Here is a 22982-nt window from a genome sequence, read left to right as displayed (position 1 = left end):
AACCAAGGCCCTCAATGGTAGTCTTATTGGTCCTCTCGCAACACTAGCAGGCGAACCTGGTCAGGCCCGGAAGGGAGCAGCCACAGTTTGTGACGTGTGTGCCGAGATGTGGCTGGTAAGACTGCCACCCAAATTCCTCATTTGGGTGTATTAAAATTCCATTTTTCAATATTTCTTATTTATATTATTCGTACACTAATTCTAGATCATACCCACTTAGCTAAATTTTTACCTTTATAGACAATAGCTAATGAGTGAGCAATAATTAAAACTCGTGATTATACTTTACGCCGCAGGTGTTTAATAAGCTATTAAGGGTCAATATGACGTCTCAGAGGAATAAGTGGGCGCTTGCTATATTATTAGGGCTTTTGGGGGGATGCGCTAACCTTTTACCTCTGTATTTTTTTGATAGCTCTGAATTTTTATTTGGTCAGACGTTTGTAATACTCAGTTTAGTGTTTGCTGGGCTTCGTTATTCCCTCCTTAGTTTAACTATTGTCACTGGTTTTTTATTTTATCGCTGGGGGCATAGCTGGACCAGTATTGTTTATGTGCTTGAGCTGTTTTGGCTTTATACCTTTTGCTTAAAGCGTTCTAAGCCAATACTTCCTTTAGGCGCAGTGTTTTGGTTTTTAGTCGGCTTACCACTGGTGTGGGCTTTGGGTCACTTTGTTATAGGCCTGCCTTGGCTCACGCTTGTTGTGGCTGCCTCAAAATACTTTATTAATGCTATGATAGCGTTAGCTTTGGTCGACTTAGTGAGTGTGTTTGTTCCCCACGCAAGCCGGGCTTATCAAGGGCAGCCTCTGGCCCGTATATTAAGTTATGTTGTCAGTATCATTATTGTTTTGGTGGTTTTGATCACCAGTGTCTTTTTGGTTAATCAGCATTACTCGCGCTTAGAATACGAAGTAAATACGCAACTTAAAGAAAAATCACGCTCGATCAGTGCCCAGCTTAGTGACTATTTGTTGTTTCATAAAAATGCAATGGTAATAACCAGTGATGCAATGAGTGCCGGAGCACCAATACAGCAGCAGCTTGAGCGGCTAATGGCTTTATACCCTGGTTTTGCAACTAGTCTGTATGCGAACTCCGAAGGTTATGTTGAGAAAAGTATACCCAGTGAATTGCTCAGTGGTTTAAGTCAGAGTCAGCGTTATGTTAATGATCGTCCCTATTTCGCTGAGGCTCAGCAGTTCCCGTTAGGCTACAGCAGTGGCGTTTTTCAAGGCAGAGGATTAGGCGATCAACCTATTGTTGCGCTTTCGGCTCCCATTTATAAAAATGATGAGTTTTATGGTGTAGTTGAGGGGTCGCTCAAGCTAGATCAGTTAGAGCGGTTTATTCCCAATTTATTTGAGTATAAAGGGGATTTACTTGTTCTTGATGCCGATAAAAAAGTAGTATTTAGCTCGTTAAGTCAGTTTGCTGCGCTGACTGATTTTAAGCAGCAGGATCTTAGTATCCAACGTTTTAGTGGTAATCAGCTTTTTCGCTCAAACGATAACGAGGTGTACCATACAAATCAGTATGTTGACGACACCACAGGGTGGCAGGTTATATCGCTCTATAATCGTAAATATTTAAGCTTGGTGGTAGTGGCTGCTTGGTTACCCACTATGTTGCTGGGGCTATTTTCTATTGCACTGGTGGTATTATTTATCTATAAATTTACCCATTTGCTGGTTAAACCCATCATAGAGTTAACTCATTTAATTAACAGCTTTAGTAAAACTAAAAAACACGTATTTAATACAGACTCTAGTTGGTACGAAATACTGCAATTACAGCAACAATTTGAAATGTTGGGCAATGCACTTCAGCATTCAATCAAAAGTTTGCAAGCCTCTAATGTAAAAAATGAAGACCTTAATAAACAACTTAGTCAATTTAATCAGCAACTCGCAGATAAAGTAGCAGAACAAACAACTGAGCTAACACAAGCCGTTAAACTCGCTAATGAAGCAAATATCGCTAAGTCTCAATTTTTGGCTAATATGAGTCACGAACTTCGCACACCTATGAATGGCATATTAGGTATGGGAGAGGTTTTGCTTCGAGATCAGTCTTTAAGTAATGAACAAAAAGAGTTGTTGCTCACGCAGCAAAAAAGCGCAAAAAACTTGCTTAATATTCTTAACGATATTTTAGATTTTTCTAAAATTGAAGCAAATGCCATGGAGCTAAATAGTAGACCCACGCAGCTAGCTCCATTTATCGAAAATATACGCTCTTTATTTACGCCGATTGTTAGTACTAAAGAGGTGGAATTTAGCATAATTCAAACCACAAATTTACCACTGTACATTAGTGTTGATGAATTACGCTTAAATCAGGTGATTATTAATTTACTCTCTAATGCGTATAAATTTACAGAGCAAGGCTTTGTGCGATTATCGTTCGATTATAACGATAATAAACTTCAGGTTAGCGTTGAAGATAGCGGTATTGGTATTGCAAAGGCACAGCAGTCATTATTATTTAGTGAGTTTACTCAAGCTGATGTGGGCGTTGCACGTAAGTTCGGCGGAACAGGGCTGGGGCTGGCTATTTCTCAAAAGCTAATAAAAATGATGGACGGTGAAATTCATTTACACAGCGAAGAGGGTAAAGGTAGTACGTTCACCTTTAGTATTAGTGCGCCAGAATCAGCAGAGGCTCCCTCAAAGTTACCTAAAAAAACAGCCTCGCAGCCCAGTCTTTTGGATAAACGTATACTGTTGGTAGAGGATAATGCGATTAACCGACAGGTGATTGCAAAAATGCTTGAGCCTACTAAAGCGAGTTTAACAATGGCTGAAGATGGCTTAAAGGCGCTTGAAGTCTTGAAGAGTCAGTCGTTTGATTTGATTTTAATGGATTGCCAAATGCCCAATATGGATGGCTATGAATGCACTCGCGCGATTAGAACCAATGAAATTAAAAGCGGCTTACGAGTACCTATAGTGGCGATCACTGCAAATGCTTATGAAGAAGATAAGCAGCGCTGTTTAATTGTTGGTATGGATGACTTTATAGCCAAACCCATTAATAGCGATGATTTATATACAGTGATTGGTAATTTACTCAGTTGAGCAGCAGTTGAAGAGCACACAGCATAGATCACGGTTAGCATGCTAAGTGGCCGAGGCGTGCTCGGCGACTCATATTATACTTTTTTGGTCAGCCACATACCGCCAAGTACGGAAGCAAAAAATAACCAAAACTCTGTTTTAAGTGATACCAGTTGTACAAGCCCGGGGCCCGGGCACACGCCGCTTAAGCCCCAACCTAAACCAAATAAAATAGAGCCAGTAATTAACCGCGTATCGACCTTTTTTAAATCGCTAAGGCTTAGTTTGTCGTTAAACACCGGCGTGCCTTTTTTAGTGAGCCAAAACCACGCGCCCATCATAATGGTCATTGCAACAGCCATAACAATAATTAAGCTACCGTCCCATTGCTGATTAAAAGTGAGAAAGTTAAGCACTTTATCTGGGTTGGTCATGCCACTAATAATTAGTCCCAAACCAAATACAAACCCTAAAATAAGCGTAATAATTGCGTGCATGATTTACCCTACTAAATTAGCGGTGATAATGGCGATTGCCATAAACGTACAGGTTGATACCCATGAACGGGCCGAAAAGCGAGACATACCACATACGCCGTGACCACTGGTGCAGCCATTCGCTAACGTGGTCCCCGCACCGACCAAAAGCCCTGCAATAATAATCATCAAAGGCGATAAGCTTAATTCGCCTACTAACAGCTCAGGGGCAAATAATTGTATAAATACACCTGCTAGTAATAACCCCATCACAAAACACAGTTTCCAACGAGAAGCTGCTGCCAGTGGATTAAAAATTGATTTTATAAGCCCTGAAATTCCCGCTACTTTACCAAATAAAACCAGTAATAACGCGCAGGCTAGACCAATTAAACCACCGCCAATAGCCCCAGATAGTGGTGTGAATTCGGTTGTCATCGTTTAAATTCTCCAAGCAAGGGATACACCCAATCCTGATTGTTCCATTGAAATTGATAATTGTTGATTAGGCGCTAAGTAGTTTGCACCTGTTACATTTTTAGAAGGTGAATAAAAAGCCATTGCGTTAAATTGCACCGCGTCACTAAGTGCATGACTAATGCCTGCTGTAAAATGCCACTCTTGCACACCGGGCGCTAAAATATTAAATAAAATGTCAGATGATGGAATGGGTTGCTCGGTATAAGAAGCACCAAACCTAATTTTTTGTTGCTCAGTGCGTTGCCATTGATAACCCAGTTTATAAATACTCATATCGTGCCAACCAAAGCCTGCTCCGGCTTCAGCCCCTAGTGGCGCTGACATTAAATTAGTAATAGGGTTGGCGATACTTTTTACTTCACTGTAATTTATTTTTTGCCAATCAAACACCACTTGGTGCGATGGTAAAAACTGCCAAGCGGTACCGAGCTGAATAGAGCTTGGTAAATCAAACCCGCCTTGCTCTGCAAACAGGCCGCTGTAACGGTCAAATTCATCCATAGACACTGATGAACGGTAACTGGCGCCCCAGCTAAATGACGAATTAATAATGTGGCTGATCCCAAGTTGCATTCCAATGCCTGTGCTGGTATCAACGCCATTATTAGACAGCGCCTCTGGCTTTTGCGAAAAGGCGGCAAAATTTGCCAAACCTTGTGCTTCAAATTGTTGCACTACATAAATAGCAGAAACACCTAGGCGTATTTGTTCATTTAATTGATAGCTCATGGTTGGACTGACAAATAACTGTTTTAAGTCAACACCAGTGGTGCCGCCATAAAATGTGCCTTGAGGGGCAGAAGCAGCCACATATTCTGTGTTCATTCCGCCGTTACCGTAAACTAATAGGCCAATATTAATGCGCTCATTTAATTGATGGCCAATAGCAAATTCGGGAATTGCAAATAAGCTGTTATCACTTTTTTTGGTTGTTGCGTCCAAATACAGTGCATTGGGAAAGTATTCATCGACCTTTGCAGCGGTGTAGTTACGCTCAGGAGCAAATAATTCTATGCCTACCGACATTTGCGTGCCATTAGCTGAAAAAGTAGCCGGGTTATTTGCACCCGACATTAACTCTTCTGATAACGCTACACCAGCACCTGCCATGCCTTTGTGAGTCATACCGTAGCCATGAGTAAAATAGCCATTCGTTGCAAATACATTAAATGTGCTTAACGCAGAGGTGAAAATAAGGCCTGAGAGTAACTGTTTTTTCATTTAAATTGAGACTAAGTAGAGAAAGTTGGCGAACAATAGCTAACTTTTTATATTCCAAAAAAGAACTTTAAAAGATTATATATACTAAAAAAGCATATTGTTTGTGGATGAGGAACAAGCAAATGAAAGGGCTTACAAAGGAGGGTTAAATACGTTGGAGTAAAACAGCATTATTAAGCGCTATTTTACTCCAGCCAAGTAATTACATTGACTCTAATTTCATACCGCGTGTTTCTTTAATGTATTTAACCACAAAGAACACACTAATAAACGCCGAGAGAGTGTAAAAACCATAGGCGCCTGCTAAACCAATACTACCTAGCATGATAGGGAAGGTCATAGTAATAGCAAAATTAGCTATCCACTGCGCACTGGCGGCAACTGCAAGCGCGGCGCCGCGAATGCGGTTATTAAACATTTCACCAAGCAGTACCCACACAATTGGGCCCCAGCTCAAGCCAAAAAATACCACAAACAAATTAGCCATTATTAACGCAAAGGTACCCATATTTTCGCTAAGTGCTAACTTGCCCGCTTCATCAAGGCCTGCACTGCCAAAGGTGTAGGTAAGTGCACTTAAACTAATAAACATACCTATACTACCTACCAGTAACAATGGCTTACGTCCCACTTTATCAACTAAAGCAATAGCAATAAAAGTAGACAAAATATTAGTGGTACCCGCAAGCACGTTTATAAACAGTGATTGTGATTCATCAAAACCAGCGGCTTGCCAAAGTTCTGAACCGTAATAAAATACCACGTTAATACCAACAAATTGTTGAAACACTGACAAGGCCACACCCACCCAAACAATAGGGTGTACCTTTTTACTGCCATCGATAAATAAATCGCGAATACTTGGTTTTTTATCGCTTTTCAGAGACTGCTTTACGTCATTGATTTGCGCATCAGCATCATCGTTTGAAATTTTATTAAATACAGTTTTAGCGTGTTTAAGTTTGCCTTGTGCGACTAAGTAACGCGGTGACTCAGGAATAAAAAGTACGCCAATCAAAAATAAGCCTGCAGGAACAAGTTCAGCCCAAAACATCCAGCGCCACGCGGCTAAATCTAACATTAAAATACCTTCGGCACCGCCAGCAGCGTTAGCAATTAGGTAGTTACTTAAAAAGGCTGCAAATAAGCCAAGAACAATAGCGAGTTGTTGCAATGTCGCTAAGCGACCACGCAAACTTGCTGGTGCTACTTCTGCAATATAAGCAGGCGCTAAAACAGAGGCTGCACCTATGCCTAATCCGCCAAATAAGCGGTAAAAAATAAACTCAGCTGAGCTATCAGCAATACCAGAGCCAAATGCACTGATAGCAAATATAAGTGCAGTGACAATCATAATAGCGCGACGGCCAAATTTGTCAGCTAATGGGCCAGCAGCTAAAGCACCCAGCGCACAACCAAGTAAAACAGAGGCAACATTAAACCCTGTTGCTACACTGCTTGAGTTAAATGTATTACCTAATGCCGATACAGTGCCGTTTATAACGCCTGAATCAAAACCAAATAAAAAGCCACCAATGGCGGCAACAGCCGATATAAAAATAACGTATAAAAGTGAGCACTTTGCCGCTGCGCTTTGCTCACCTTTAGTTGCATGCTGTGTTGTCATGTTGTTCAATCCTAATTTTTATTATGTGTAATGAAGTTAAAGTACCACTAATAATTTGCGGGCAACCTTAGCACAGAGTAATCACGCTAAAAAAGATATTTCAATAGTAATACGTATGCATAAATAAATTAATTGAGTTGCGCGAGGGTCTGTTTATCTTTTGAGATTGAAGTTTCAGCAGTGTGTTTGGTTTTTAAGCAAAACAGATCTTTTGCCATGTGAATGCCCGTAAATAGGTACTAACGCTTCGTTAATGTTAAACACGCACTGCTTGAAGGGTTCTGCTATCTACACAGGTGAAGATAAGGGCCAGGGTATAAAAAGGGTGCTCGGTTTTAACTTAGTTTATTAAGTAACAAACCTCGCTGAAATTAAAGCGCCCGAGATTGAATCAATTTAAATTCTAAAAGGCTATTAACTCCTAATTGGGTTGCTAAAAGCGCTCAAATAATTATACTGTTTTTATATACAGTACTGGCGGTTTTTATGAGAAAAGAGTTACCAGCAAAATATTATTTGGCACATTTTAAAGAGCTAATAGGCTTTGTGAGCGATAAATGTATGCATTTACTTGAGCAAAAGCACATTACATTTATTAATAAAATAAACACCCTCGACGAGCAAAGCCAATGCATGCTAGCACGTATTTATTCTCGTAAACCTTATTTAGTGCAAACTCAGTCATTAAATTATGAAGAGATTATTTCGCCTTATCAGGCACTTTTTAATTTAAAAACAGCCGGATTAGTATATGAACCTTCACAAACAGACGCTAAGCAACTGCTTAGTCATCTAACAAAGCCGGCCTTAATTGAGTTGTTATCTCAACAAGAGCAGCCACCGCTATTTAAAAAAAGTGCGGCTAAAAGTTGTTTAGTTGAAGTCGCTATTTCATTTTTTGAATCTAAGCCAGAGCGTCTTTCGCATTTGTATAATCAGTACGTGATCAATAATAGAGAAGAGTATTACGAGTATTTTGAATTTTTGTATATTGGCAGGCTCAGTGCCGGTGATGTTAATCATCAAAACCGGTTTGTACTAAGAGATTTAGGGGTAACTCCTGTTAGGCAAGGGCATAATGAAAGTTTGTCTCGCTTTGACTCAATTGAGGAAGCGCAATCTAACTATGTGTTAAACCGTTTTCGGTTAGCTGTTAAAAACGCGAAAGATGACAACGAAAATGAGACGCTAGCAAAACAGTTAATAAATGAATTAGCAGTAGGGGTTGTAGCTCGAGAGCTAAAGAATAAGTTATTGGTCATACTTTATAAGCAACTAAAAACAACTAACCCTGTATTAGCGTTTGATGTACTTAATGCCTGTGAAGACGATGCGCACGCACTAGAAATTCAAATAAGAGAGCAATACCGTTTAGGTAATAAAGAATGGGTAAAGGCGCAACTTGAGAAAATTATAGAAAATCCGCTCACCGATGAGTTACTGTACTTTGCGGATGACTTTTTAATGCGCAAATTTAACAAGCAAACACGCTCACGGCTTAGTGAAATGTTAGCCAGTACACGCTGTATTATAGAAGTTGATGAACTTTACCGTGGCGATGTTGAGTTAGGTGTAAGTGATCACTACACTCGTCAAGGCAAGCAGGTTTTTTATACTGAGAATACCTTGTGGCAAAGCTTATTTGCGCTGGTTTTTTGGCAGGAACTTTTTATTGAAACCCCAACCCCCCCCTGCAACGAATTTGATATTTATCCGCAAGCCTTAAAAACAGATACATTTTATTTAAATCAATCCTCGCAATTAGAGGCGCGGCTGGCTGCGTGTAATAGTACCCAAAAATTGCTGCGTTTAGTGTGTAACCATGCAGCGAAGTATTATGAGCAACCAAATGGCTTATTTAGATGGCACAAAGATGTATTAAAGCCATTAGAGATGCTTATTTTAAACAGCCCGATAAATGCGCTATTAAGCCATTTAAAAAACATGGCAAAAAACTATCGACAATTAAAAGATGGTTACCCCGATTTAATGATAGTTGATAACAGCGCAGTTCATTTTGAAGAGGTAAAAGCGCCCGGAGACAAGCTTAAAAGAAACCAGCTAGTGAGCATCGATAATTTAAAAAACAGTGGTTTTAAAGTCAATATTGCAGCGGTGAAGTGGTATGTAGACCCTAACCGTGTTTATAGTGTAGTTGATATTGAAACTACAGGAGGCCTCAAAGGCGGTAACCGTATTACCGAAATTGGTATTGTTAAAATAAAGCAGGGCGAAATAGTTGATACATGGACCACATTGATAAACCCAGAGCGTCCCATCCCGCGTTTTATTACCTCGCTTACAGGCATTAACGATGCCATGGTAAGCAATGCGCCCATATTTAGCGAGATTGCAGCGCCGTTACTGAATCAATTATCAGGCAGTATTTTTGTGGCGCATAATGTTAATTTTGATTATGGCTTTATTAAAAAAGAGCTTGAGAGGATAGGGATTAATTTTAAAATGCCGAAACTGTGTACAGTCGTTGAATCACGCAAAGCATTTAAGGGATTAAAGTCATACTCACTCGGTAATTTATCGGCACACTTTAATTTAGACTTAACCAATCATCACCGTGCATTAGACGATGCCAAAGCGGCCGCGCAGTTATTATTACTGGTTCAGCAAACGGACAGTCAGTGATAGATTTACGTCAGTTAAATGCATTGTGCGTAAAGTAAAGTACCTTGTGTATAAATACAGGGTATTAAAAAAATAGGTTTATCTATTTTTAATGGGCGATTAAAACTGCGCTTATAAAAATAATCGCTGTAAGCTTTGCAATCCCATGATAATATTAAATTTATGTTAACAGGTTTTAGGGCAGATGCTTTAAAAGTGGTTATGTTTCTGAGCAAAAAAAATAATAAATTAAGGATAATAATGAATCATCAACGATTGAGTGCCACTTTGCTGGTATTGGTGGCTTTAATAACTGGCTGCAATTCGTCACAAGTCAGTCTTTACAGCGATAATACCATGAAGAAAAAAGAATATAATGGTGTTAAGGCATACAAAAAAGGGGAGTTTGAAGAAGCTTTTAACTATTTAGAAGAGCCTGCTGCATTGGGTTATAAAAGTGCACAATACACCCTAGCGTTTATGTTTTTAAAAGGGCAATATCTAGAGCAATCAACTAAGCTTGGTATGGGGTGGTTAGGTGTTGCAGCAGAAGCTGGCGTTGAAAATTGGTCACAACAATATGATACTTTTTATACTGCTGCGACAACACACGAGAAGCAAGAAATAGATGCAATTGTTGCCGTTTATATTGAGCAGTTTGGTGTTAAAGCTCAAAACATGACCTGCCGTAGGTCAACATCACCGAGACGAACATTCGGCGAAATTAAAATTGATTGTAATAAACACGATGGTATTGTCACCGTTCATGAAATACAAACAATAGAGTAAAGCTAGTTACTAACTAGCTTTTTCTCAAAGTCACTTTTTACGATATCGAGCGCTTTTAATACTTCTTCGGGCTCTACGTCGTGTTGCTCTAATATCATAATTAAATCAACAGCCAGTTTTACGTGTGTAGGGGCGTCTTCTAGCGGGTTACTCATTAATATCTTTCTTTTTAGCAATCTGATCAATCGCAAAATTAATAGCAAGTTCAACGCGTTGCTGCATATCTAAACGATCTGTTTGAGTTAAATAAAACGCCATATCTACATCGTATCGAATATAACGTGGGGGTAACTGATTGAGTACGGTACAGCAAAAGTCAGCCATTACATCGTCGTTGTAACGCTCATTAAGTTTACGTTTTTCTATTTCTTCTAAAACGATTTTTTCGTAAAAATTGTGTATGTCGTCATCTAATCGCATATTCCAGTCACTCTTTGTTATTGTCTTTAATGAGTCTATACCAAGGACTGTTATAAATCGAGAGCCGCTTTAAATAGTTGTTTATGGACACTGACTAAATCATTGATGTTACGCTGATAACCACCACCTAAAGCGCACATAAGCGGGATGTTTCGCTGCTTACAAAAGTTAAGAACGGCAAAGTCACGCGCGTATACGCCAGCCAAAGAAACATCAAATAAGCCAAGTTCGTCTTTGGTATAAATATCGGCGCCCGCATTATATAAAATAATATCGGGCTGGTGGAGGCGAACACATAACTCAAGAGCTTGCTCTAGTGTTGTTAAATACTCTGCATCTGTGGTGTTTGCAGGTAAGGCAAAGTCGTAGTTTGAGTGCTGTTTTTGCCGAGGAAAGTTTTGTTCACAGTGAATTGAGCAGCTAATTATCTGCTCGTGCTGTTGAGTTATTTGCGCGGTACCGTCACCTTGGTGTACGTCACAATCAAATATTAATACGGTGTCGGCTTGCTCCGTTGCAATAAGGTGGGCTGCAGCAATGGCTAAATCATTAAAAATACAAAAACCACTGCCGTAATTGTTATAAGCATGATGATAACCGCCACTTAAATTAACCGCTAAGCCGGTTTGCAGTGCATTCTCAGCTGCTTGAATACTGGCACCAACAGAATAAAGGGTTCGCTCGACTAGTTCAGGTGAGTGCGGAAACCCCATTTTTTTAACTGCTTTGTCAGTTAACGAGCCATTTAAAAAATCAGCGATGTACTCTGAGCTATGACACAATTTCAATTGCGCTGTTGTTGCTGGCGAAGGCGATATAAATTGGGTGTAGCCTAAACGCTCTATTTCATGCTTAAGCTGCTGATACTTTTTTATTGGAAATCGATGGCGGTCAGGTAACTCTAATTGCGAGTACAGATGGTGATAATAAAGCTGCATTAGCGTAGCTGTTGTTTTTCTAGTTGTTGAATTTTGTCTTCGGTGGCAGAAATTGCTTTTCTGCAACGGCCGAGTCGTGCATGAGTGGTTAAAATTTCTTGATTAAGTTTTTGTGCTTGCGCAGGTGATGCTTTTTCCATTTGTAACTTACGCTCTTCAATCATCAGTACTAGGCGGCGCTCAAATTCATGGTTTTGTTTAAGTTCATCATATAATTCGTGGGATGATTGCATGATTTTTTGCACCGCTTGTTTATAAACAGGCTGTTTAGCACGAGGCTTATAATGACTTTTATTTTCTTTCACCCAAATAGGAGTCGATTTAATAACATTAAATACCGCTTGTACTTGGCTGGCAATGCGCTCAAGTGCATAGGTGTAAGCATGACGGTGTTCGCTCGGTGGTAGGCTGGCTATTTCATCTTCTATTTCTACTACGTAATCAACCAAGTTCATGCTTTTGGTGCTAAATACGGCTCTGTCAAATAAGCTTGGCTGTGCCTGCATATAACGGTTTTTAGCAAATAATTTTGCTTTATCAAATTGCTCAGCTTGTTGCTTAAGCGTAGCAACTTGTTGGCGTAGTTTGTCTAAAGCAGCAGATTGCATATTAAAAGTATGCCTCGTAAATTAGTTTTAACGCTAAAAGTATAACCATCGTATTAAATACTGGGCGAATAAATTTACTGCCAAAACGAATAGCTGAATGTGCGCCAAACCATGCACCAAGCATGATAAAGAAGCCCATTGTAATTCCCAGTAAAAAGTTAACATGGCCAAGTGCAACAAAGGTGATCAGAGAGATGAAGTTAGAAACAAAATTCATTGAACGCGCCAAACCACAATTGAGTAGCAAACTCATTTTATAAAGCATACCGTTTGAGGCAGTCCAAAAAGTTCCCGTTCCAGGCCCAGCTAAACCATCAAAAAAACCTAGGCTTAATCCTTGTAGCCACTGTTTTACTTTTATTGTGCGGGTTAATTTAGGCAGATCATCACTTTGTGTGGTACTTAAATTACCAAACAAGCTGTAGCAAGCCACTAAAATAATAATAATGGGTAAGAGCTTATTTAAAAACTCGATACTTAAATGATCAACAATAAGTGTGCCTAACAAAGCACCTATGGCGGTAGCCATAATAGAAGCAAACCAAAATCGTGGGTTAAATAGTTGTTTTTTATAATAGGTGATACTGGCCGTTAACGAGCCAAAACTGGCGGCCAATTTATTAGTGCCAAGCGTTAAATGAGGAGGTAATCCTGCCGTTAACAGTGCTGGTACAGTGAGTAATCCACCGCCGCCAGCAATAGCATCAATAAAGCCAGCTAAAAGTGCAACGCCACATAAAATAGCCCAAGTTGTTGGGTCGAGTGCAAGTTCAAACATCAGTAATCTATTTGTCTTTTAAAAGGTGGTAAGGTGTCAAGCATGGCTTTGCCATATCGTTTGGTGACTAGGCGTCTATCTAAAATAGTTATTGTGCCTGCATCACTTTCTTTACGCAGCAGTCTACCACAGCTTTGTACCAATTTCTTTGCTGCGTCTGGCACGGTTATCGATAAAAACGGATTACCGCCTTTACTTTGCACAAACTCTGCTTGCGCTTCTTCGATAGGTGAGGTGGGCACCGCAAACGGAATTTTGGTAATAATCAGGTTTTCTAAATATTTTCCAGGTAAATCAAGCCCTTCAGAAAGACTTTGGGTACCAAATAAAATACTGCCTTTGCCTTCATCAATATTTTTAGTATGTAATTTGAGTAAAGCTTCTCGTGACATTTCACCTTGTACTAATAAGTTAAATCCTTTTGTTCTAAGAAACTTACTTACATGGTCCATTTGCCAGTAAGAGGCAAACAACACTAAATTGGCTTTTTTAGTGTTTAGGTATTCGGGTAATGTTTTAGCAATATGATCGCTAAATTCTTTATCTGTTGGCTCTATACTTGAGGCCGGAATGCGTAAAGTGGCTTGTTTTGGGTAGTCAAACGGAGAGGGGACTTTAATAAATTTCACCCCTTCTTCTTTAGCAAGACCGCTTTCATAGGCAAAGTGATCAAATGAGCCCAAGGCGCTCAAGGTAGCTGAACATAACACGGCTCCAGCACATTCGTTCCACAGCTTATCTTTTAAATAATAACCGACTTCAATAGGACAATCGCTAAGCAGGTGATCATGATGGCTTTTATATTCAAGTCGTTTTATCCAACGCGCATGCGGTGTGCCTTCGCCTTTAGTGGCGTAACTAAACCATAATTTATTAAGTTGCTCTAATCGGTTTATGTATTGCCCGCTTTCAGCCAGAATGGGGTCGGCAACATAAGGTTTAATATCACCGTCGCTTACATCTTGGGTGAGGGTGTCGTGCATTTTATTTAAACACCGTAATGCATCAAGCGTGGCTTCGCTAATATCTTTTGCTTTTGCGTGTAACGATTTAGGGATTTCACCATGTTCAAAGCGATAGGTATCGTCTTTTGAATATTCAAAATCAGCGTTGTCGAGTATATCGCGCACCACTTTTAAATCTTTGTTGGCATCGTTAACGCTATCGCATAACTTAAAGTTTTGCCCAATGCCTTTTTGACCCACTAACACTTTGGCCATTTTGCCACTGAATTTAGTAAGTTTGTCGAGCCAATCTATCGTGCCTTTTATCGTAGCTGCAGCAGATGAAAAGTCGCGGGTAATATGTGCAAGGTGGTGCGCTTCATCGATTACATAAATGGTGTTGTCGGGCTCGGGTAAAATTTTTCCGCCCCCTAAATCTAAATCGGCTAACAGTAACGAATGGTTTATAACCAATACATCCATTTGCATTAACTGCTGGCGGGCGAGTTGAAAAGGACATGTTTGGTGTGCTTTCATCTGGCGTTGGCAAGCATGCTTATCGCAAGCAATGAGCCCCCATACTCTATCAGGAATGGTATCGGCCCAGCTGTCTCTATCACCTTGCCATTTTTTATTGATATAGGCATCGTAAAGTTGCTTTAAGCACTTAGTTTCCATATCGCTTAATGGCGATGTAAGGGTAGGCATAAACTCCATTTGAGTTTGGCTATCGCTGTTTAGTGCATTATGAAGTTTGTGCGCACAAATATAACGTTGGCGACCTTTGACTAAATCAAATTTAAAATCGAGTCCTGAGTGCTTTTTAAAAAACGGCAGTTCTTTAGCGATTAATTGCTCTTGCAAAGCCACAGTAGCCGTAGAAATAACCAGTTTCTTTTTTTGTGCTAATGCCAGTGGCAGAGCGCCTAGGCAGTAAGCTAATGACTTTCCGGTGCCTGTGCCTGCTTCAATAACACAAATACGTTGTTTTTTATGGTATTCACCGGCTAATGTTTTGGCGATTTCAGCAACTAAATAGTTTTGACTACTGCGAGGGCGGTAATCGGTTAGGTTATTTGCAACATGCTGGTGTACTTGTCTAATTGTTTTTTTAAGTGAGCTCGATAGCATGTGATGATTAACCTAAAATATGTATATAATTACAGTGTATATATTAAGTGGGATCGAACATTGACACAAGCAATCTATCAGGGCTTTATTTTATCAAGGCAACAATACAGCGCTAAAAATACGCAAGGTATTACTTTGTGTTATTGGCTAAGCTCTGATCATGGCCCACTTAAAGTTATTATTGAAAACCAGCAGGCAGTGTTTTTCATCCCATTGTCAGCGCAACATACTGCAAATACTTTACTCGCACAGGCAAATATAAAAGCGCAGTTTAATAAGGTTGAGTTGTGTCATTTTAGTGGCAACGAATGTGTTGCCTGTTACTTTAACGATATAAAAAGTTTATACACTGCAAGAGCTCTTTTAGAGCAAGTAATGCCTATTTACGAAGCTGATGTACGCCACAGTGACCGCTTTTTAATGGAGCGCTTTATTAAAGGAGGTGTGTGGGTAACGGGTAACGCCACAACTAAAAATGGCTTTATTGAAATTAGTGACGCAAAGTTAAAAGCAAACAAAGATTACACGCCAACGCTTACATCTATTTCTTTGGATATAGAATGTAATGGCGATGGGGTGTTATTTAGTGTAGCACTGGTGGGAAATGGTTTAGATTGTGTATTAATGATAGGTGAGCAACAGCAGCAGGGCGATCCGACATTTGAAATAGATTGGTGCTATGACGAAATTAATCTGCTCACCAAGCTGCAGCAGTACATTATAAATAACGACCCCGATGTTATTGTTGGTTGGAATGTTATTGATTTTGACTTTAGTTTATTGCAAGAACGCGCAGAGGCGTTAGGACTTACCCTTAACTTTGGCCGAGATAATCAACCTTTGTATATTAATAAAGGCCATTACACCCGATTAACGCTTCCTGGGCGGTGTGTCATTGATGGCATTGATACATTAAAAAATGCCACTTACCGATTTGACAGCTTTTCATTAGCCAATGTTGCAGAGCGTGTGCTTAACGAATCTAAATTAATAAAAACCGACAACCGACTAACTGAAATTGTTCGTCAATTTAACGAAGATAAGCTTTCTCTAGCGGCTTATAATCGTCAAGATTGTATTTTGGTTAATCAAATTTTCGAAAAATTAAAGCTATTTGAATTTGCCATTGTCAGAACCCAAATAACAGGGCTCGAACTGGAACGCATGGGGGGCTCGGTTGCCGCAATTACAAACTTATACTTACCGTTATTACACCGCAGTGGTTATGTTGCCCCCAATTTAGGCGATCATGGCCTCTCATTTGAGAGCCCCGGTGGCTATGTGATGGAGTCGACTCCAGGGCTGTATAAAAACGTTTTGGTATTGGATTTCAAAAGCTTATACCCTTCAATTATGCGTACGTTTTGTATTGACCCGCTAGGTTTAATCGCAGGGTTAAATGCACCAGAGCATGCGGTTGAAGGATTTAATCAGGCGTTATTTTCAAGAACGCAGCACCACCTCCCCAAATTAATTGAGCACCTGACACAAACTCGCCAAGAAGCAAAAGACACTAATCAACCTATGCTCTCGCAAGCGATTAAAATTATTATGAATAGCTTATATGGCGTACTGGGCTCTAAAGGCTGTCGGTTTTACGACCCGCGTTTATCGAGTTCCATTACTTTGCGTGGCCATGAGATAATGCAAACAACCCGTAAATGGATAGAAGCGCAAGGCTTTGAGGTGATATATGGTGATACCGACTCTACGTTTGTAAAACTTTGTGAAGATAAAAGCCCTGAGCAATGCAACGAAATTGGCTGCCAACTTGTTCATCATATTAATACCATGTGGCAAGCTGATTTAAAACAACGCTATGATTTACAAAGTTATTTAGAAATTGAATTTGAAACTCATTACAGTCCGTTTTTTATGCCAACTATACGAGGTAAAAAAACAGGCTCTAAAAAGCGGTATGTAGGGCAAGTAACCAAAAATAATGAAAAAAAACTGGTATTTAAAGGTATGGAAACGGTACGTAGTGACTGGACTGAGTTTGCACAAGAGTTTCAAACACAATTATTTGAGACGTTATTTACTGACAACTTCGAAATACAGCAACTGCACGATATTATAAATAGCTACACTCAAAAACTTTATAATGGTGAGTTCGACCGTAAATTAGTATATAGAAAGCGGTTAGGGCAGCACCTTAACGATTACATCAAAAATATTCCTCCTCATGTTCAAGCTGTTAAAAAATACAAAGCGAATCATCCTGAGTTTGAAATAAAACGCGGGCAAGTGATTGAATATGTTTACGCTGTAACCGGCGCTGAGCTTTATAGCGGTAAAAACACTCTGAACTACCCACTGTACATTCAAAGACAGCTCGACCCTGTTGCGCAAATGATATTAAGCGCATTAAACACAGCATCTGAATCTACACAAGCCTCGTTGTTTTAGCTTAACTATGAGCTTAAAAAGTCTTTTATAGTTAATTATTCGCCTATAAACTTCAAAGGTGAATAAAAAATTTAAAGGTAAATTAACAATTGTGGCCTTGGTTACAATTTTATCTAAAAAGAATACAAAGCGTAATTTAAAAAATCATTTGTTCAAAATCATAAAAATCAATTGGTTACCATGATGTTGTTTTTAATTCTCAAGTTTGTTTCTAAATCGTATCCATAAATTAATTTAAAAAACTAATAAAATACCGCCAAAAATGATAATGAAAAGTCATGCAAAGTGCTTTTAAAGTTAATTTAATGTTGACCGCCTTGTGTTTGAAGTATTATCATCTGAAGCGTGATCACAAATTAATTAACAAGGTGTGATCAAAAAAATACAAAAACAAATAGTATTCTAGGGAGAATCAAATGTTAAATAACAAAGTTTCAAAAGCAGTTCGCTTAGCGATCGCTTTTGGTGCAGCTTCTACTGCTGCTTTCTCAGCAAGTTCATTTGCTGCAGAAGAAGGCGCAGAAAAAGTTGAACGTATTCAGGTTACAGGTTCACGCATCAAGCGTACTGATATAGAAACTACGGTTCCAATTACTACAATCGGTCGTTCAGACATCGTAGCAATGGGTGCTATTAATGTTTCGGATATCTTAAATCAGTCTCCAGTAACAATTGCTGGTGCTGACCAATCTAATTCATCATTTAGCACGTCTGGTGTTGGTCTTAATACAACATCACTTCGTAACCTTGGCGAGTCAAGAACACTTGTATTAGTAAACGGTCGTAGATTTGTATCTGGCCGTTCACCTTCTAGTGGTTACGCTGTAGATTTAAACTCTATTCCAGCATCAATGATCGAGCGTATTGATATTCTTAAAAGCGCATCTTCTGCCATTTATGGTACTGATGCTGTTGCTGGTGTAGTTAATATTATCACTCGTAACAATGTTGAAGGCGTTGAAGTTAATGCACAAACTGGTATTTCATCTGAGAGTGACCGTGAAAAGTATTCATTGAGCTTAACCGCTGGTAATAGCTGGAGTACAGGTAATGTAACAGCATCTTTTGGTTACGATGATGATAAAGGTTTAAAGCCGGCAGACCGTGCTTTTTCAGAGTTTGACGAAGCTATATTACTTGATGAAAATGGTAACGAATATGTAGACAAAGTATTCTCATCTTACCCTCCACAAGGGCGTGTTGGTGGTTTTAATGCTGATGGTACACCTTATCAAGGACTTGAAGGTGGTCAAGCATTCAACCGAGCAGCTTTCCGTCAACTTGTTACACCATTAGAAAGAAAATATGCGGCTCTAAATATCAAGCAAGATATTAATGATGAGGTTCAATTTTTTGCAGAGATGAATTGGAATTCGTCAAAAACTTATGGTTCAACAATCGAACCAACACCATTTGCGACTAATGATGTGTTTATTCCAGAGCGAGGCGGTTTAGGCGGGATCAAGCTAAGCAACCCTATGGTGCCAGAATTGTTACGCCAAAACTTAATGGCTGCAAACCCTGCTCTAACAATGGATGATAATATCCCTAATCTGGTTCGCCGTATGGTTGAGTTTGGTCCTCGTTCTACAGATTTAGAACGAGATACTATACGTATTGCAACTGGCTTTGATTGGTTCATAAATGATGACTGGTCTTTAAATACTTATGTTTCTTGGGGCAAAACTGATCAACGTCAAGACAGTGGTGGTCAAGTCAACATCGAAAGAGCAGCAAAAGCATTTGATGTTGTAGAGAATGCAGATGGCACACTTCAATGTGCTGACGATCTTGCTATTTTACAGGGTTGTGTTCCGCTTAACTTGTTCGGCGCAGGTACAGTGTCTCAGGAAGCTGTTGATTACATTAAAGTGCCTGCAAAAATCGCTGGTCAAACTGAACAATTCATTGTCTCAGCATCATTGGTTGGTCAGTTACCAATCGAGCTTCCTGGTGGTTTTGTAGGTGTTGCAGTCGGTGCAGAACACCGCCTTGAAAGTGGTTTCTTTAACCCTGGTGATTTAGCACAAACTGGTGCCTCTAGTACTAATAAGTCACTACCAACAGATGGTAGTTACTACTCGAATGATTACTACGCAGAAACAATTTTACCAATACTTGAAAATCTTGAGGTTGACTTAGCAGCTCGCTACTCAGACCATGAAATTGTCGGCGGTCAGACAACATGGAATGCTGGTATTCAGTACTCTCCATTAGATACTCTTAAATTCCGTGCTTCTGCAGCGACAGCAATTCGCACACCTAATATTGCTGATTTATTTGGTGGTCGTGGTGAGACTTTTGCTGGTGTAACAGATCCGTGTAGCGGAGTTACTGCTTCTGACACAGGTAATGCAGCTCAAAACTGTTTATCAATTCCTGAAGTAGCCGCGCGTGTAGCAGCTGATGGAAAGTTTGAGCTTACACAGATCGAAGCTCAAAGCGCTGGTGGTTTTATTGGCGGTAACGAAAATGTTAAAGAAGAAACTGCTGACACATATAGTGTAGGTGTTATTTGGCAGATGACAGAAGAGCTTTCTTTAACTGTTGATTACTACGATATCTCAGTAGAAGATGCAATATCTACTACTAGTCGTACTACTGTACTTAATCGCTGTTTTGATGTTAGTTCAGCTAACTTTGACCCATCTTGTGGTGGTAACGCATTACGTGATGCGAACGGTGCACTAGTAGAAGTTAATTCAGGTACTGGTAACGAAAATAACATCGAAACTTCAGGCGTAGATATTGAATTAGCATATAAACTAGACACAGAGTATGGTGCTTTTGGTGCTAACTTAATTTGGAACCACTTAAGTAAATACGATACTACCGGTATCGAAAGTGGTGAAACAGTTGAATATGCTGGTGAGGTACTTACACCAGATAACAGAGCTAACTTAAACCTAACTTACGGCATGGATGATTTAAATGTTTCATGGCGTATGCGCTACTGGGATCGCTCAGTAGATAGTGTTGAAGGTGCTAACTTTAACTACACTGATTTTACACCGTTAGAGAAGTACAATAACTTCCCATCTGTTGTTTATCATGATGTATCAGCAGGTTATAACTTTACTGATAACACAAGTGTTACATTAACTGTTCGCAACTTATTCGATAAGCAACCACCAGTTGCAAACCAAAGTTCATCAAATGGCGGTACTGGTATTAATACAGTATCAGAAGCTTATGATGTAACAGGCCGTTATTTACAATTGAACTTTACTACTAAGTTCTAATTTAAGTACAGTATGTTTAAAAAGCCACGGTATACCGTGGCTTTTTTTTTAACGTCTCTCAAATTTTTTGCTAATATGCATTCTTTTTGATCATCATAGACTTATGACCTACACCCTTAGACCCTATCAGCAAGAGGCGGTTGAACGCACCGTTTTACACTTTAGAAAAACCAATGATCCTGCTGTCATTGTGCTGCCTACAGGTGCGGGTAAAAGTTTAGTGATAGCTGAGCTTGCGCGTATTGCTAAACAAAAAATATTGGTGTTGGCGCACGTAAAAGAATTAGTTGAGCAAAATGCTCAAAAGTATAAAAGCTTTGGTCTTGAGGCGAGTATATTTTCAGCCGGATTAAAAGAAAAGTCGTTAACCCATCAGGTCACTTTTGCGAGTGTGCAGTCGTTATCGCGTAATTTAGACAAACTTAATGAGCACTATTCATTACTTATTATTGATGAGTGTCACAGAGTAAATGGCGAAAAGAAAAGCCAATACGGTAAGGTTATTAGTGCACTTAAATTTCACAACCCTGAATTAAAAGTATTAGGCTTAACAGCAACGCCTTACCGCCTTGGGTTAGGCTGGATTTATCAGCATCATTACCATGGGTTTGTAAGAGGCAATAAAGAGAGTCCATTCAAACACTGTATTTTTGAATTACCTTTGCGCTATATGATTAAGCATAACTATTTAACGCCCCCTAAAGAGGTTGATGCTGCGATTAGCCATTATGACTTTTCATCTTTAACTAGCAATGCATTTGGGCAATATAGCAATGAGGATATGAATGCGCTGTTAAAAAAATCGACCCGTGCAACTCAAACAATTTTACAACAGGTTATACAATACAGTGAAAATCGTTACGGCGTGATGATTTTTGCAGCCACGGTTATGCATGCACAAGAGATAATGACTTATCTACCAGAGGAGCACAGTGCGCTGATCACGGGGGATACGCCAAATAGCGAACGCGATAAAATAATTAAACAATTTAAAGCTAAAAAATTAAAGTATTTAGTGAATATATCGGTTCTTACTACCGGCTTTGATGCCCCTCATGTTGATTTTATAGCTATTTTACGCCCCACGGAGTCGGTAAGTTTATACCAGCAAATTGTCGGTAGAGGCTTGAGGTTGGCAGAAGGTAAAAGCGATTGTTTAGTGATTGACTATGCGGGCAATGGCTTTGATTTATTCTACCCAGAGGTGGGAGATAAAAAAGGCGATAGCGATAATGAACCCGTGCAAGTGCTGTGTCCTGGGTGTGGCTTTGCCAATATATTTTGGGGCAAAACAGATGCTGATGGCAAAGTAATCGAGCACTTCGGCAGGCGTTGTAAAGGTTTGCTAGAAGATGATAACGGTTTAAGCGATCAATGCGATTATCGTTTTCGTTTTAAAGAGTGTGAGCAGTGCGGCGCACAAAATGATATTGCTGCTCGAAAATGCCATGATTGTGATGCTGTGATGGCCGACCCTGATGATAAGTTGCGCAATGCGTTAAACCTTAAAGATGCATTAGTCCTACGTTGTAGCGGCTTGAGTGTGGTAAAACTTAAAGAGCAATTGTTAAAAATTACTTATTTTGATGAAGACGGAGCCAGTTGTGATGAAATTTTTGATTTATCAAACAAAGGTGCTCGGTATTACTTTAATCAGCAGTTTGGTAAGCGTGTAGGTCAGGGCCAATCCCCGATTGAATTTGTCAGTGCAGAGCAAATTATAAAAGCGCAGTTTGATTTAATACCACCGGATTTTGTGATTGCGCGAAAAAGTAAAAAATATGGCTGGAAAGTAGCAGATAAACTTTTTGATTATAAAGGCAGCTTCAGAAAAGCAAACCAGCTAAGTCGATAGACTAAGCTGGATATCATTCATCATTTAAATTAGGGATTATGCCTCTTCTGCGTCTAATCCCCAACCATCACCATAGCCATTAAAGCTGTTCGCTATGCTTTCAATGTATTGTTCTGCTTGGCCTAACAGTGCATGTTCAGGCACCATTTGTACATGGGCAATTACTTCCCAAACGCCGGTATCTTTGCATTTTTCAACATCAGCAGTTTGCACTAATGCATCGTTTACAATCTCAGTTGCAAATTTTTCGGCATCAACCTGTTGTTCAAATAAAATGTAAAAATCAATTTGTTGCATTTTACTTAAATCTACACCAGCGGCGGAAATTTCAGCAAGTAGCTGGCCATTGTCATCATCAGGGAATTGCATTAAAAAACTCATTA

At 39.5% G+C, this 22982-nt stretch carries 17 protein-coding genes and 1 other RNA gene; 7 read left to right on the top strand and 11 right to left on the bottom strand.

The window, feature by feature from the left end; translation table 11 throughout:
- Positions 1-24 precede the first annotated feature (24 nt).
- Both ffs and ABZP26_RS11035 read left to right on the top strand, forming a co-directional pair.
- Positions 25-121, top strand: an RNA gene (gene ffs, locus ABZP26_RS11040) — signal recognition particle sRNA small type.
- 202 nt (positions 122-323) lie between these two features.
- Positions 324-3080, top strand: a complete 2757-nt coding sequence (locus ABZP26_RS11035) for a response regulator (RefSeq protein WP_368484943.1) — start codon at positions 324-326, stop codon at positions 3078-3080.
- Positions 3081-3154: 74 nt separating this feature from the next.
- Here ABZP26_RS11035 and ABZP26_RS11030 read toward each other — a convergent pair whose 3' ends face one another.
- From ABZP26_RS11030 to ABZP26_RS11015, 4 genes are all read right to left on the bottom strand, one after another.
- The gene (locus ABZP26_RS11030; protein ID WP_013465390.1) at positions 3155-3556 is read right to left on the bottom strand and encodes a DUF6691 family protein; all 402 of its coding nucleotides are present in this window, start codon (positions 3554-3556) and stop codon (positions 3155-3157) included.
- Positions 3557-3559: 3 nt separating this feature from the next.
- Positions 3560-3973 carry a YeeE/YedE family protein gene (locus tag ABZP26_RS11025; RefSeq protein ID WP_368484942.1) on the bottom strand — a complete coding sequence of 138 codons (414 nt, stop codon included), beginning with the start codon at positions 3971-3973 and terminating at the stop codon, positions 3560-3562.
- A gap of 3 nt (positions 3974-3976) precedes the next feature.
- Positions 3977-5236, bottom strand: coding sequence for an OmpP1/FadL family transporter (locus tag ABZP26_RS11020; protein WP_368484941.1), 1260 nt, complete (start codon positions 5234-5236; stop codon positions 3977-3979).
- Positions 5237-5438: 202 nt separating this feature from the next.
- Positions 5439-6863 (bottom strand): sugar porter family MFS transporter, encoded by a 1425-nt coding sequence (locus ABZP26_RS11015; RefSeq protein WP_368484940.1) that lies wholly within the window; start codon positions 6861-6863, stop codon positions 5439-5441.
- A gap of 486 nt (positions 6864-7349) precedes the next feature.
- Between ABZP26_RS11015 and ABZP26_RS11010 the strand changes: the two genes are divergently transcribed.
- Both ABZP26_RS11010 and ABZP26_RS11005 read left to right on the top strand, forming a co-directional pair.
- Complete coding sequence (locus ABZP26_RS11010; protein WP_368484939.1) at positions 7350-9506, top strand: exonuclease domain-containing protein; 2157 nt, start codon at positions 7350-7352, stop codon at positions 9504-9506.
- Positions 9507-9746: 240 nt separating this feature from the next.
- Positions 9747-10274 carry a sel1 repeat family protein gene (locus ABZP26_RS11005; RefSeq protein WP_368484938.1) on the top strand — a complete coding sequence of 176 codons (528 nt, stop codon included), beginning with the start codon at positions 9747-9749 and terminating at the stop codon, positions 10272-10274.
- 2 nt (positions 10275-10276) lie between these two features.
- Here ABZP26_RS11005 and ABZP26_RS11000 read toward each other — a convergent pair whose 3' ends face one another.
- Genes ABZP26_RS11000 through dinG form a run of 6 tightly spaced genes read right to left on the bottom strand, consistent with a single transcriptional unit; the run spans position 10277 to position 15093 of the window.
- Positions 10277-10429: a YbaM family protein gene (locus ABZP26_RS11000; protein ID WP_081745130.1), complete on the bottom strand. Its 153-nt coding sequence runs from the start codon at positions 10427-10429 to the stop codon at positions 10277-10279.
- Positions 10422-10694, bottom strand: a complete 273-nt coding sequence (locus tag ABZP26_RS10995; RefSeq protein ID WP_008467472.1) for a late competence development ComFB family protein — start codon at positions 10692-10694, stop codon at positions 10422-10424. Before ABZP26_RS10995 ends, ABZP26_RS11000 begins: the two co-directional genes overlap by 8 nt.
- Before the next feature lie 50 nt (positions 10695-10744).
- Positions 10745-11632 (bottom strand): histone deacetylase, encoded by an 888-nt coding sequence (locus ABZP26_RS10990; protein ID WP_368484937.1) that lies wholly within the window; start codon positions 11630-11632, stop codon positions 10745-10747.
- Positions 11632-12240 carry a primosomal replication protein gene (locus tag ABZP26_RS10985; RefSeq protein ID WP_368484936.1) on the bottom strand — a complete coding sequence of 203 codons (609 nt, stop codon included), beginning with the start codon at positions 12238-12240 and terminating at the stop codon, positions 11632-11634. Before ABZP26_RS10985 ends, ABZP26_RS10990 begins: the two co-directional genes overlap by 1 nt.
- A 1-nt stretch (position 12241) precedes the next feature.
- Positions 12242-13018 (bottom strand): TSUP family transporter, encoded by a 777-nt coding sequence (locus ABZP26_RS10980; protein ID WP_016898974.1) that lies wholly within the window; start codon positions 13016-13018, stop codon positions 12242-12244.
- Entirely contained in the window at positions 13018-15093 is a 2076-nt protein-coding gene (gene dinG, locus ABZP26_RS10975) for an ATP-dependent DNA helicase DinG (protein WP_028834065.1), read from the bottom strand. The genes ABZP26_RS10980 and dinG overlap by 1 nt, the downstream gene beginning before the upstream one ends.
- A gap of 60 nt (positions 15094-15153) precedes the next feature.
- Here dinG and ABZP26_RS10970 point away from each other — a divergent pair, with 60 nt between their 5' ends.
- From ABZP26_RS10970 to ABZP26_RS10960, 3 genes are all read left to right on the top strand, one after another.
- Entirely contained in the window at positions 15154-17502 is a 2349-nt protein-coding gene (locus tag ABZP26_RS10970; RefSeq protein ID WP_368484935.1) for a DNA polymerase II, read from the top strand.
- A gap of 416 nt (positions 17503-17918) precedes the next feature.
- Positions 17919-20744, top strand: a complete 2826-nt coding sequence (locus ABZP26_RS10965; protein WP_290208073.1) for a TonB-dependent receptor — start codon at positions 17919-17921, stop codon at positions 20742-20744.
- 103 nt (positions 20745-20847) lie between these two features.
- Complete coding sequence (locus ABZP26_RS10960) at positions 20848-22599, top strand: DEAD/DEAH box helicase (protein ID WP_368484934.1); 1752 nt, start codon at positions 20848-20850, stop codon at positions 22597-22599.
- Positions 22600-22635: 36 nt separating this feature from the next.
- On the opposite strand, the gene ABZP26_RS10955 is transcribed toward ABZP26_RS10960, so the two are convergent.
- Positions 22636-22968, bottom strand: a complete 333-nt coding sequence (locus tag ABZP26_RS10955) for a ribonuclease E inhibitor RraB (RefSeq protein WP_008109396.1) — start codon at positions 22966-22968, stop codon at positions 22636-22638.
- Positions 22969-22982 lie beyond the last annotated feature (14 nt).

Origin of the sequence: Pseudoalteromonas sp. SD03 (genome assembly GCF_040937955.1) — a bacterium.
Taxonomy (GTDB): domain Bacteria; phylum Pseudomonadota; class Gammaproteobacteria; order Enterobacterales; family Alteromonadaceae; genus Pseudoalteromonas; species Pseudoalteromonas tetraodonis.
This window is presented reverse-complemented; position numbering and strand designations above follow the sequence as displayed.

Excerpts from the sequence above, each read along its gene's own strand:
- ABZP26_RS11035 (WP_368484943.1), top strand. The coding sequence starts at position 324 with ATGACGTCTCAGAGGAATAAGTGGGCGCTTGCTATATTATTAGGGCTT.
- ABZP26_RS11030 (WP_013465390.1), bottom strand. The coding sequence starts at position 3,556 with ATGCACGCAATTATTACGCTTATTTTAGGGTTTGTATTTGGTTTGGGA.
- ABZP26_RS11025 (WP_368484942.1), bottom strand. The coding sequence starts at position 3,973 with ATGACAACCGAATTCACACCACTATCTGGGGCTATTGGCGGTGGTTTA.
- ABZP26_RS11020 (WP_368484941.1), bottom strand. The coding sequence starts at position 5,236 with ATGAAAAAACAGTTACTCTCAGGCCTTATTTTCACCTCTGCGTTAAGC.
- ABZP26_RS11015 (WP_368484940.1), bottom strand. The coding sequence starts at position 6,863 with ATGACAACACAGCATGCAACTAAAGGTGAGCAAAGCGCAGCGGCAAAG.
- ABZP26_RS11010 (WP_368484939.1), top strand. The coding sequence starts at position 7,350 with ATGAGAAAAGAGTTACCAGCAAAATATTATTTGGCACATTTTAAAGAG.
- ABZP26_RS11005 (WP_368484938.1), top strand. The coding sequence starts at position 9,747 with ATGAATCATCAACGATTGAGTGCCACTTTGCTGGTATTGGTGGCTTTA.
- ABZP26_RS11000 (WP_081745130.1), bottom strand. The coding sequence starts at position 10,429 with ATGAGTAACCCGCTAGAAGACGCCCCTACACACGTAAAACTGGCTGTT.
- ABZP26_RS10995 (WP_008467472.1), bottom strand. The coding sequence starts at position 10,694 with ATGCGATTAGATGACGACATACACAATTTTTACGAAAAAATCGTTTTA.
- ABZP26_RS10990 (WP_368484937.1), bottom strand. The coding sequence starts at position 11,632 with ATGCAGCTTTATTATCACCATCTGTACTCGCAATTAGAGTTACCTGAC.
- ABZP26_RS10985 (WP_368484936.1), bottom strand. The coding sequence starts at position 12,240 with ATGCAATCTGCTGCTTTAGACAAACTACGCCAACAAGTTGCTACGCTT.
- ABZP26_RS10980 (WP_016898974.1), bottom strand. The coding sequence starts at position 13,018 with ATGTTTGAACTTGCACTCGACCCAACAACTTGGGCTATTTTATGTGGC.
- dinG (WP_028834065.1), bottom strand. The coding sequence starts at position 15,093 with ATGCTATCGAGCTCACTTAAAAAAACAATTAGACAAGTACACCAGCAT.
- ABZP26_RS10965 (WP_290208073.1), top strand. The coding sequence starts at position 17,919 with ATGTTAAATAACAAAGTTTCAAAAGCAGTTCGCTTAGCGATCGCTTTT.
- ABZP26_RS10960 (WP_368484934.1), top strand. The coding sequence starts at position 20,848 with ATGACCTACACCCTTAGACCCTATCAGCAAGAGGCGGTTGAACGCACC.
- ABZP26_RS10955 (WP_008109396.1), bottom strand. The coding sequence starts at position 22,968 with ATGCAATTCCCTGATGATGACAATGGCCAGCTACTTGCTGAAATTTCC.